The 11,964-nt window shown below is 52.8% G+C and carries 10 protein-coding genes; 5 read left to right on the top strand and 5 right to left on the bottom strand.

Annotated features, from left to right (window positions below; all coding sequences use genetic code 11):
• Positions 1-148: 148 nt before the first annotated feature.
• On the bottom strand, positions 149-2,509 hold the full coding sequence (locus D5366_RS05755) for a TonB-dependent receptor (protein ID WP_141493853.1): 2,361 nt from the start codon (positions 2,507-2,509) through the stop codon (positions 149-151).
• A 482-nt stretch (positions 2,510-2,991) separates the two neighbouring features.
• Between D5366_RS05755 and D5366_RS05750 the strand changes: the two genes are divergently transcribed.
• A complete protein-coding gene (locus D5366_RS05750) occupies positions 2,992-3,909 on the top strand; it encodes a bifunctional GNAT family N-acetyltransferase/(deoxy)nucleoside triphosphate pyrophosphohydrolase (RefSeq protein WP_240775180.1) in 918 nt (305 codons plus the stop codon).
• 22 nt (positions 3,910-3,931) lie between these two features.
• On the opposite strand, the gene D5366_RS05745 is transcribed toward D5366_RS05750, so the two are convergent.
• Positions 3,932-4,819, bottom strand: a complete 888-nt coding sequence (locus D5366_RS05745; RefSeq protein WP_141492656.1) for an SMP-30/gluconolactonase/LRE family protein — start codon at positions 4,817-4,819, stop codon at positions 3,932-3,934.
• Between the two features lie 71 nt (positions 4,820-4,890).
• Here D5366_RS05745 and D5366_RS05740 point away from each other — a divergent pair, with 71 nt between their 5' ends.
• Positions 4,891-5,679, top strand: coding sequence for a competence/damage-inducible protein A (locus tag D5366_RS05740; RefSeq protein ID WP_141492655.1), 789 nt, complete (start codon positions 4,891-4,893; stop codon positions 5,677-5,679).
• Between the two features lie 61 nt (positions 5,680-5,740).
• On the opposite strand, the gene D5366_RS05735 is transcribed toward D5366_RS05740, so the two are convergent.
• Genes D5366_RS05735 through D5366_RS05725 form a run of 3 tightly spaced genes read right to left on the bottom strand, consistent with a single transcriptional unit; the run spans position 5,741 to position 8,076 of the window.
• Positions 5,741-6,724 (bottom strand): acetyl-CoA carboxylase carboxyltransferase subunit alpha, encoded by a 984-nt coding sequence (locus D5366_RS05735; protein ID WP_141493852.1) that lies wholly within the window; start codon positions 6,722-6,724, stop codon positions 5,741-5,743.
• Between the two features lie 49 nt (positions 6,725-6,773).
• Positions 6,774-7,670 (bottom strand): tyrosine recombinase, encoded by an 897-nt coding sequence (locus tag D5366_RS05730; RefSeq protein ID WP_141492654.1) that lies wholly within the window; start codon positions 7,668-7,670, stop codon positions 6,774-6,776.
• A 22-nt stretch (positions 7,671-7,692) separates the two neighbouring features.
• Positions 7,693-8,076 carry a hypothetical protein gene (locus tag D5366_RS05725; RefSeq protein WP_141492653.1) on the bottom strand — a complete coding sequence of 128 codons (384 nt, stop codon included), beginning with the start codon at positions 8,074-8,076 and terminating at the stop codon, positions 7,693-7,695.
• A 121-nt stretch (positions 8,077-8,197) separates the two neighbouring features.
• Between D5366_RS05725 and aroB the strand changes: the two genes are divergently transcribed.
• From aroB to D5366_RS05710, 3 genes are all read left to right on the top strand, one after another.
• Positions 8,198-9,838 (top strand): 3-dehydroquinate synthase, encoded by a 1,641-nt coding sequence (gene aroB / locus D5366_RS05720; RefSeq protein WP_267298684.1) that lies wholly within the window; start codon positions 8,198-8,200, stop codon positions 9,836-9,838.
• A 332-nt stretch (positions 9,839-10,170) separates the two neighbouring features.
• Positions 10,171-11,310, top strand: coding sequence for an OmpA family protein (locus D5366_RS05715; RefSeq protein ID WP_141492651.1), 1,140 nt, complete (start codon positions 10,171-10,173; stop codon positions 11,308-11,310).
• Between the two features lie 152 nt (positions 11,311-11,462).
• Positions 11,463-11,945 (top strand): GtrA family protein, encoded by a 483-nt coding sequence (locus D5366_RS05710; RefSeq protein ID WP_141492650.1) that lies wholly within the window; start codon positions 11,463-11,465, stop codon positions 11,943-11,945.
• The last annotated feature ends 19 nt before the right edge of the window (positions 11,946-11,964 follow it).

Below are 11,964 nucleotides of genomic sequence, written 5' to 3'. Positions count from 1 at the left end.
CAATAACTTAAATAGAGCTTTAGGCAAGCAACATTTGTACATATTTTGTAACGAAATGATTTTTCGTTGCAAATATGACATATTCTTTCTGTTTTGAGCAACAATTTTGGTGTGAGTGCTACACTATCCGCAGCACTCACATCAAACACTAGAAACCAGCGCTGATAGAACCATAAAACTGGCGTACAGCACCACGTTCCATAGATTGGTAATCCCCTGTTGCAGGGTTATTATTCTCGCCCATAGTCGCGATGTATTTCGTATTAAAAAGATTATAGACGTTAAAGCTTGCAGTCACATCTTTTAAAAGACTGACATTACCAAAACGGTATTCCATACCTGCATTAGCCAACCAATAGCTTGGGATAGAAGTATCGTTCATGAAACTAAAGTAGCGGCGGCTGAAGTAATTTGCATCAAAATGCGCCGTTGCGCCCCGCCATGTGTACGAGACTGATGTCTTGTACATCCATGCCGGATAGTTAACGATATTCTTTCCCGCAAGCGCATAATAACCGCCCGTCGTTTCTACATCACGGTCGTACGTGCCCTTATTGTAGGAAAGATTGTTATCGATGCTCAGGCCTGAAATAGGCGTTAGCGTTATATCGCCCGTGGCACCCGTCATGGACACTTTACCGAAATCAATCACTTGCGAGATCGGATTAGTCAAAGACCCCACAGCAGCTGATAAGAGCGGATGCGATAACTTGGCGTGATACACGGTCGCATTAGCTTGCAGGAAAGAGGACGTATAACGGTACCCTCCCAAATACACCCAGGCCTTAGACGGCTTCAGATTCTGCCGCTGAGCTACGAATGTTTCTTGGTCTTCAACAGAGTATATAGAGTTGCCAACACCATACGCCGAGACTTCATAGGCGCGCATGTTCTCAGCAACGTCTATGTAAAACTCGTGATGACGATTGGCATGCCAATCCAAGTTAACATGCGGCAAAAATGCGCTTGATGCCGTCAAAGACCCGTTTGGTAAGGCTGATACTCCCGTATAATCGGGGTTGTTGTAATTCGCCCCACCGGCCGTCGTAGCCACCATGGATTTAAAGCCCGCATGCAACACCAGACCGCGCGCTAAAGTGATGCTATCCTGCAAATGCGTCTGCACCACATTGGTCGTCCACTGGAAGCCATAACCCTGCTGGAAAGCAGGCCCGTAAACATCGTATGGACCAACTGCTTCCAGCGGGGCGCCCTGACCAAGTGCCGGCTGATTGTAACTAAAAAGCCCGGCAGCCTGATTGTTATTTTCGTACCAAACCCCGCCCTCTAGCACATGGCGGCCGATACGATAGCGCAGAGACGTATCAATACCGTAACGCTCTTGTCGGTTTTGCCAAACCAACTCCGATAGCGGAGCCCCCGTCGCCGGAGACGGTGTCGAGTTATCCGAGTAGCTGTAATATCCTGTCTGACTATGACCGTAGAGCGTTGTGTTCCACGTCAGCGCATCTGTCAGAGCAAGATCAAAATGCAGGCCACCCATATAATTGGTTTCAGCCTGCCCGCCATCATAACGCGCAATTTGAGAGCCCGGAATTCCTTCTACACCCTCATAACCGGGCGGTACCGGACCTCCATTGGCAATGCTGTAGGCAAGAGCGTAATTGGGGTAGAGGTTAGGTGTACGCCAACCATTCTGCTGCAAAATTCCAACGGAGGTGTCGGGGTAGTTCCACTGCGTCAGGCCAGACCAGTTGAAAAAGGCTGAAACCCGGCTTTGACTGCCTATTGGCTGCACAAGCTTAGCATCTACCTGTTGCATGAACTGATCTTTACCACCCCCCATCCACATACCTTCATCGGTACGCGCATATGACGTGAAAAATTTCGTACCACTACTATTCAGCTTGCCAGAATCAAGGCGAATATAAGTCCGGTAAGAATCATAACTACCAAAAGACTGACTAATTTTACCGCCCCGCCGGTCGGCAGGGTCGCTTGAAGTCACCTGAATCGTGCCGCCCAAAGTGTTCGTCGACGGTAGTTCGACCGAACCAGCCCCTTGGGACATACGCAGTGACTGCATATCATCCGGGATAATCGCTGAAGCCAGACTCAAGCCATTCACAGACTGATAAGTCTGATCGTTCAACGGCACACCATCAACCGTTACGCCCATCTGGTTCATAAAGAACCCGCGAACGTATAAATTAGCTCCAAAACTATCAATTCCGAACGGGTCCGTAGACGTAAAATTCACGCCTGCGTCGCGGCTTAGCATACGATAGGGGCTAGTTCCCGGCACAAATTGGCGCATAACCGCCTTGCTAACGGATTGCTCTGCATCCTGGCCTGTGCGTGTCCGCGCAACAACAGATACGCTCTCTGTTGCAGCCGCATTAACATCCCGTGGGTGACGCGCAGCACTATGTGTCTTTTCCGGAGCCGCAGCAGGACGGGCAGCATGTGGCACAGCGGTGTGTTGTTCTGCCTTATGTGCAGCCTTCTGTTTCACGGCGGCAGAGGCCAGACATGGCACGGTCAGCATTGCTACAGACGAGAAAAGACACAGTTTTAGTCGCACGTTTTTTCCGGGCTCCTGATTGCAGGTATTAGAATTTCCATCGCCCTGCAGAATCAGGGCTTAGGATTAAGAACAGAGCATAACCGTGCTCACAATTCTTAATCTGTCTTCAAATGCGTCCATAAAACGAATGACATTTCAATGACATGCTGCAATTGTTGTTTTAAAGTCTCACGTTGCGATTATAACACAGGGACAAATGCAGATAAAACTTTCAGAATGAAAGACTTGCCTGTTATTCTCCGAAGATTAAACCGCGAGCCAAATTTCGCGATAATCGCTCACATGTTCTGAGCGTGCTTTTCAAAACACAGACAACACCACCATTCTGATGCTGCGAGAGACATGACACCAGAACTCTTGATCGACGATCTTCTACTACGCCCCCTTTCCCCCACGACGCCCCCGCTATTCATCGCCTCATCAACGACTGGAGCGTCGTCCGCATGCTCAGCCGTATCCCATTCCCTTATCCACGTGACCTAGCTGATAAATGGATTGCCAGCACCGTCACCGATAGTCAGAACGGCAACGCCTACCATTTCGCTATTACCCGCGATGGCCTTCTGCTCGGCGTCGTGGGGCTAACCCGCCTTGATGAAAAAAATAGTGCAACGCTTGGTTATTGGATGGGGCCACATCTGTGGGGCCAAGGCATCACTACACGCGCAGCACAGCGTGTAACCGAATGGGCCTTCAATTACCTCAAACTCTCACGCCTCACGGCAGATGTCAGTGTTGACAATCCGGCATCCGCTGCTGTGCTACGCAAGATTGGCTTTCGTGAAATTGGTGAGGGTAAGCGCCGCTTTGTCTCACGCGGGCAAGAATGCCCCGTCACTCTTTTCGAAAAAATACCTACCGCTCAAACATCAGGCCACGATGTGGACGACACGCCCACCCAAGAGGCACAAGCAGAGACTACGCCACCCGCATCCTCTGCTCCGCAGTTACCACCCAAAAACCGTACCCTGCTGGTGGTCGCAGCAGCATTGATTAATCAAGATGGTCATATTCTTCTGGCGCAACGTCCCGAAGGCAAGCCCCTCGCAGGGCTTTGGGAATTCCCGGGCGGAAAAGTCGAACCCAATGAATCGCCAGAACAAGCCTTGATACGCGAAATGCAGGAAGAGCTTGGCATTGACCTAAAGGGCGCGTGCTTATCGCCCTTTACGTTTGTTAGCGCTGATGTCGGTAAGTTCCACCTTCTCATGCCGCTCTACGTCGTACGCAGATGGCGCGGACAGCCATCCGGCAAAGAGGGACAAGCTCTCGCATGGGTCAAGGCAGAAGACCTGAAACGCTACCCTATGCCAGACCCTGACGTCCCTCTCATTCCGCTTTTACAGGAGTTGTTGGGGTAACACGTTACCCCTTTGCTCCTTCTTAGAGAGCGAAGCGGCGCTGCGGCAAACCAGCAACGTCAGTCGTAAAGGCAAAGATAGAACCTGCCTGCTCTTCGCGGGCCAGTACTTCTTCTGAAAGACCCTTGCGTGCTGTCGTCACGTACACAGTTTTTAAATCGTCCCCGCCAAAGGTCACTTTAGTGACGTTTGAAACAGGCATAGCGATGGGCTCAAGCTGCGTGCCGTCCGGACGGAAACGAAGCACTTTTCCACCACCCCACACACCTGACCAAACGGTCCCTTCGCTGTCTGTCACGATTCCGTCCGGATAGCCTTCGGTCAGCGTCGCAAAGACACGTTCGTTAGACAGCTCTCCCGCATCATCAACATCGAATGCGTAGATGCGCTGCTCAGGACTATCGCAAACGTAAAGCACTTTGCCGCAAGGTGAAACGGTCGGCCCGTTTGAAACGGTATAGCCCTCGTCGTGGTGCGTCACCTCAAGGCCATCCTTACCTCTCAGCACGCGATAGATTGAGCCTGTTGGGTGTGTTTCACCATTATCCATCGTACCAAACCAAATACGCCCCTTTGAATCGACACAACCATCGTTGAGACGATTGCCCGGGTGCTCTGGCTCGACAACTGTGTCTGACTCGAATTGACCGCTTTTAGGATCAAAGCGATGCAAACCATCGCGCAGCCCTGCCAAGAATGTTCCGCCCTCAACCGGAAGCAGAAATCCAATACGATCAGGCGCTGTCCAAACCGAACGCTCGCCGGTCGACGGAACAAAACGGTGAACTTTCTCTTCCACAATATCGACGAAATAGAGTGCCTTTTCTTCGACACTCCAAGTCGGGCCTTCTGCCAGAGTAGCGCGAACATCGTAAACGCAAAGAGGATCGTGATGCTTCAACGTGGTCATGATAGTCCTGTCCGAAGAGTGGAAAAGAGTTACATACTGTACACTCTAGATACCCTAACAGGCTTCAGACCATGCTTCAAAATATCCTTGCACCTAAAACGGCTTGCCTTTTGATTATTGGCAATGAAATCCTCTCGGGCCGTACTCAAGACACCAATACACGCACGTTAGCTCTTGCTTTAAACGCTCACGGTATTCGTCTGTCGGAGGTTCGTATCATCCCGGACATAGAAGACCACATCGTCAGCACCCTAAACGCGTGTCGCGTGCATTTTGATCATGTCTTTACCAGCGGGGGCATTGGACCAACGCATGACGACATCACAGCAGCCTGCGTCGCTAAGGCTTTCGGCACAACACTCCTACTCCACGCGCCCAGCTTCACCGCTTTAGAACAGCATTTTGGTCCAGAACGTTTCAATACTGCCCGTCAACGCATGGCCTATTTGCCCGACGGCGCTACACCCATTGCCAATCCTGTATCGGTCGCACCCGGCTTCACCATTGGCAACGTGCACGTCATGGCTGGAGTACCAAAAATTTTCACAGCGATGGTCGAGGAAGTCGTGCCGAATTTGCCACGTGGCGCAGCACTGTCCATGAAGGGCTGGCATGCCTGTGGGCTGCGTGAAGGAGATCTCGCCGAGGCTCTAACACGCTTACAGTCTGAATTTAGCCAGACAGATTTAGGCTCTTACCCGTTTGATCGCCCTGCCGTCGGAAAAGGCGTAGCCTTGATTGCCAAAGGGTACAACGCAGCAGAGGTTGAACAGGCGGCTCAGGCCGTTCACGACCTAATCTTGGCACAGGGCCAAACCCCTATCTCCGGCGAACCTGCCGATCACGGCGCTGCAACATAACAAGAGCATGACCGCTCGGCCTGAGGTGGCGTTTATCGCGCCACCTCAGCGCCAAAAAGCTCTAGTTTAACGCTCCGCGCGTCATCGCTAAGAACTTGTCCCGACGTTTTTGGAGCAGAGCAGCACTGTTGAGGGCTGACAGTTCGACCAACTCTTCCGCAATCGCATCGCCAACAGCTTGAACAGCTTCTTCCGGGGCGCGTTGCGCACCACCAACAGGCTCAGCAACGATACGGTCGATCAGACCGAGTTTTTTCAAATCTTGCGCTGTCAGTTTCAACGCTTCCGCTGCAGCAGGAGCCAACTTTGGATCACGCCACAAAATGGAAGCCGCTGCTTCAGGCGAGATGACAGAATAGATAGAGTGCTCAAGCATCATCACGCGGTCGCCAGCACCAATCGCAATGGCGCCGCCCGATCCACCCTCACCGATCACAACAGCGATCAAAGGTACAGGCGCTTTAAGGCAAACATCAATTGACCGAGCAATTGCTTGGGCCTGTCCACGCTCTTCAGCGTCGATTCCAGGCCATGCACCAGCTGTATCAATAAAGCTCAGGATAGGAAGACCAAAGCGGCCGGCCATTTCCACCAAACGCTGTGCCTTACGATACCCTTCCGGGCGGGCCATACCGAAATTATGCTTCAAACGTGTTTCTGTGTCATGGCCACGCTCGGTACCAATGACAACAACAGGCTCCCCGCGGAAACGCGCCAAGCCGCCGATCATCGCTTCATCGTCAGCAAAAGCGCGATCTCCCGCCAGAGGCGTGAAATCTGTTGTCAGCAAACGCACGTAGTCGAGCGTTTTCGGACGTTGGGCGTGCCGTGCCACCTGCACTTTTTGCAGCGGTGTCAGCTTGCCGTATGTCGTCCGAAGCTGCTTCTCTGCCTTGTCAGACAGGCGAGCAATCTCGTCCGCAATGTCGATACCACCAGCGTTGCTGGCACCTGCATTCGGCTCTTTGCTGCCCATTTGACGAAGCTCGTCAATTTTGGTTTCCAGCTCGGCAACCGATTTCTCGAAATCTAGGAATTGGCGCATAGCCTGCCCGATAGCACGGAGACGCACCAGAAAACAGTCCCAAAGCGCTTTAAGATGCGACTGATGCTAAAGGATGATGCAAGGACACCAACTGGCGCAACCGCTCTGCCATAACCTGCGTATAAATTTGCGTCGTCGCGATATCCGCATGGCCAAGCAACATTTGCAGAGCCCGCAAATCTGCCCCACGCGCGAGAAGGTGGCTCGCGAAAGAATGCCGCAAAACGTGAGGACTGACACGCTCCGGGTCTATGTCAGCTTTCAAAGCGCAGGCGTATAATATTTTATCGAATCCTTGCCGCGTCAGCGGCTTGGAGGGATTCCTACCGGGAAAGAGATAATCGCTCCCGAGTCCTCTATCATAATGTACCAGAGCTTCGGCCGCGTCTCGTGCAGCTTGTGACAACGGCACCAACCTCTCTCTTCCTCCCTTGCCCCGAACCAGAAGCATAGGTCCTTTTGATTGCACGCAGAGAGCGGGGAGACTTAAAAGCTCTGAAATGCGCAAGCCCGTTGTATAAAGAAGCTCCAAAGCTGCACGCGCCAAAATGTCGCGCCGCTCATCATCGTGGCCTTTTGTCCCCTGCTCCAACAAACGTCGAATTTCGCTCTCACTCAAAGGGCGAGGCAATGTTGCAGCGACTTTCGGCGCGATCTGCCGTGCGGTTGGATCATCCTCGCGCACATTTTCCAACACGAGAAAGCGGAAATACTGCCGCAAGCACGACAGACGACGTGCTGAAGTGCGGGCTGAGAGCTTTTGCCGGGACAATGACGCAAGATATTCAGAAACATCTGACGCCGAGGCTTTATACAGCGGGGATGGCGCTAAAAAACGCGCGGCGTCTGACAAATCAGTCGCATAAGCCGCACGAGTAAGCTTGGCAGCCCCACGCTCTGAAGCCAGCATTTCCAAAAATGCTTCCGCATAACGATCGTCTGCCATTGGTCTTTATACGAGCCAGACGTTACTGGGCTACAGCCCCTTGCCCCGGCAGGGCTTTAGGTGCTGGCAACGTTGGCAGTGGCGTTGACGGACCGGGGGCTGGTGCCACTGCCGGCGCTACCGCAACAGTCGTTCCGGCGGGCGCACGATTCGCTGCTGCTGGAACCGGGACTGCGATCATGGGCACACCGCTGACGGAAGGTACCGGCGCCAGAGAAGGCAATGGCGTACCCGATTCTTTCGCAATAAATGCCGAGACAGGTAAGATTTTATGCACATTGCTTTGCTGCGGTGCGCTTTGATCCATACCTAGACGCAGAAAACTACCTCCACCGATAATAACCACAGCCAAGAAAGCAATGCCCGCAATCAGGGGCAAACGAGACGAACGATCTAAACCGGGCATATCTACGGTACTCTCAAACAGTACAGAGGGGACGATCTGACCTTCCTATGCTATGCAACACGGCATGTCATCATCGTCTTCTTACAGCTCCCCCACTTCTCTGACGTTAGCACCTGCCGCCATGCACCGTATTCCACAGCGTACGATTGTTTTAATTGGTATGATGGGCGTTGGGAAAACCACCATCGGACGCCGCTTGGCACAGCTTTTGGGGCGGCGCTTCGTTGATGCGGATGCTGAGATTGAACGCGCCGCGGGTTGCAGCATTACCGAAATTTTTGAGCGCCATGGCGAAGCTTTTTTTCGCAACGGAGAGCGCCGCGTTATTACACGACTGATGGACGGCCCACCGTGCGTTCTCGCAACAGGTGGCGGGGCTTGGATGAACAAGGAAACCAGAAGCCGCATCCGGCAGCGCGGACTATCTGTGTGGCTGCGTGCACCTATTCCGGTGCTGCTGAAGCGCGTGCATGGCCGGCATGGCCGCCCACTGCTCGCAACAGGCAACCCTTACGATATTTTAAGCCGCCTCGCTGAGGAGCGGCACCCCCTTTATGCCGAAGCTGATTTAATCGTCGATTGTGGAGATGAAACCGTGGAACAGGGCGTCGATAAACTTCATGAAGCACTGGCTGCCTGGCAGCCGCCTGAAAAAGTTCACGTCGCGCTCAATAACCACGCCTATGACGTACTTATTGGCAAGGATTTGATTGACCGAGCAGGCCGTTGGCTTGCGCCGCTTTTACCGCAAAAGCGGGTTGTGATCATCACGGACGAGCACGTCGCAACGCTGCACCTTCCCCGACTCGAACGCGCACTCGCCGAAACCAATATTCGTTTCGATACGCTTCAAGTTCCCAGAGGTGAAGGAAGCAAATCCTTCAGTTGCTACAGCGATTTGATGAACCGTGTGCTCGCCCTCGGCATTGAACGCCACACAACTATCGTAGCACTCGGTGGCGGCGTCGTCGGTGATTTGGCAGGCTTTATTGCCGCGACTGCGCTGCGTGGCCTTCCTTTTGTGCAAATTCCTACCACTCTACTCTCCCAAGTCGATAGTTCAGTCGGTGGCAAAACCGGTATCAATGCACCCGCTGGCAAGAACCTCATCGGCGCTTTTCACCAACCTATTGCTGTATTGGCAGATAGCAGCACCCTCGCCACGCTCCCTCGCCGCGAACGAGTCGCGGGATATGCGGAAATTCTCAAAGCCGGATTGATAGGCGACCCTGATCTATTTGCATGGTGTGAGGCACACGGTGCTGACGTACTAGACGGGAACCCACAAGCACTCACCGAAGCGGTACGGCGCGCATGTGCTTTCAAAGCAAAAGTCGTCACACAAGATGAGCGTGAGACGGCCTCTCAAAATGGGCGCGCCCTGCTCAACTTGGGCCATACCTTTGGGCACGCCTTAGAAGCTGAGATGGGCTATGATGGCCGATTATTACACGGCGAGGCTGTTTCTATAGGCTTGCAGATGGCCATGAAGCTTTCCGTAGAGCTCGGATACGCGAAAGAAACTGACCTCGAACGCCTCGATAAGCACCTTACACAATTGGATATGCCCAAGAGTATACGGCGGCTGGGCAATCACTTTTCCGCTACGACACTTATCGAGAATATGATGCGGGACAAAAAAATGAAGGACGGTAAACTCACCTTCATTCTTCTACGCGGCATTGGCAAAGCCTTCACTAACCGTGATGTAGAACTCGGTCCAGTACGTGTTTTGCTAGAAGATGCTGGTTGTGCGCCTTAAACACGTTTTCATTTATTGGTCTTTTTAAGACAAAGACAGACGGTTTCTTTACTGTTTTTATCAATCTTTTGTAAAAATAAAGTATGGTGCTCTTTAAATCATTGAGGTAAGGCAAAATATACAGTGCGAGCATATCGTAATGGAGTCGAAACAAACTGTGCCCAAAAAAACACAGGCTTGGCTCCTATAGTAGTTTGCAGGCCCCCAATCACTTGGTGAACGGGAACTTGCGGTTCTATATGCGCTTATGCATCGCGCTGGGTCAGTTAGTCCAATACGGGAAACTGATGGACTAGCTGCTCGAACGTTAAGTCACAAAAGAGGACGAAAACATGCGTCTCCGCACGGCACTCTTGGCCATGACATCGATGGTGGCGGCACCGTCGCTCGCAATGGCAAGCACGATCACCGGCCCATACGTCGATCTCGGCGGCGGCTACAACTTGGTTCAGACACAGCACGGCTCGTTCTCACCAACGACGCAAGCTGATGGCTCTACCTACAATGGCAGCACCAAATCTTCCTTCCGTCACAAAGACGGTTTCACAGGCTTCGGCTCTGTTGGTTGGGGTTTCGGTAACGGCCTGCGCGCTGAAATCGAGGGTGTATACAACTACTCCCAAATCAACCACCGCAACCTGACGGCTCGTACAGGTACGACGTCTGGTTCAGACCAGTCCTACGGCGGTTTCGTCAACGTCCTGTATGACATTGACCTGACGCAGTTCGGCCTGAACTCACCAGTAACGCCATACGTTGGTGTCGGTGCAGGTTACCTGTGGCAGCACCTGAACCCAACAACAACGACCTACTCAAACGGCTACGTGAACCGCAACGGCGGCACGAACAGCAGCTTTGCGTATCAGGGCATTGTTGGTGCAGCATACGACATCCCAAGCGTACCAGGCCTGGCCCTGACAACGGAATACCGTTTCATTGGTCAGCAGTTCGCAAACGGTTCTTTCCGTTCAACGTCGTATAACTCCACAGGCCGCCACACAGGCAACCTGAACTTCGACCCACGCTTCTCGCACCAGTTCATCCTGGGTCTGCGTTACGCGTTCGATACGGCTCCTCCTCCGCCGCCACCAGCACCAGTTGTTGTGCCTCCTGCGCCGCAGCCTGCACGTACGTACCTGGTATTCTTCGACTGGGACCGCGCAGACCTGACAGGTCGTGCTCGTGAGATCGTTGCAACAGCAGCTCAGGCTTCTACGCACGTTCAAACGACACGCATCGAAGTTAACGGTTACACCGATAACTCCGCAGCTCGCCCAGGTGCAGCTGGTCAGAAGTACAACATGGGTCTGTCCCTCCGCCGTGCAAACGCAGTTAAGGCCGAACTGGTCCGTGACGGCGTTCCTGCTACAGCAATCGACATCCATGGCTTCGGTGAGCAGAACCCACTGGTTCCAACAGGCCCGAACACTCGTGAGCCTCAGAACCGTCGCGTGGAAATCATCCTGAAGTAATTCAGGCTTTGAGCCACGACAGTGCTGGGCTTGACCTCAGCACTGGTTCTTAGTTAAGGCGCCCTCACGGGCGCCTTTTCTATTTAATGCGCTCAAAATCCACTCCCGCTGCAAACACACAAAAAGACACTTCGATGCCGGACGCTTTCTAAGTGCTAGAAACACTCTTACTTAAAATTCCACCGTCCCTTTGGCAGTTTCTCCGCTTTGGCGTGGTAGGTAGCTTAGGACTGGTCGTCGACTGCGCTTGCGTTTTGTCTTTACGCCCTTTCTTAGGCCTTACAGCGGCGACGCTCTGCGCATATTTTGTTGCCGCTACTGGCAATTGGTTATTGAACCGTCTTTGGACTTTCCGCGAGACGTCCAACCAGCACCATCTTTTTATTCAGTGGCTCAAATTCCTAGGCGCCAATAGCCTTGGTTTTTGCCTCAACCGTGGGGCTGTTTTTTCACTTTATGCCGTGTCCCCACTAACACGCCACTATCCCGTACTCGCCCTCGCTGTGGGGTCCGGCTGCGGCTTGATCGCGAATTTCACCCTTTCACGCCGACTTGTTTTCAAACAGACGGAAACGACTACAATAGCCGCAGCTGAGGCCCGTATCCCTCAAGAACAAAAAATACGACCTCACTAACAGTCAGAGCTTCAAGGCA

Source organism: Neokomagataea tanensis (assembly GCF_006542335.1).
Taxonomy (GTDB): domain Bacteria; phylum Pseudomonadota; class Alphaproteobacteria; order Acetobacterales; family Acetobacteraceae; genus Gluconobacter; species Gluconobacter tanensis.
This window is presented reverse-complemented; position numbering and strand designations above follow the sequence as displayed.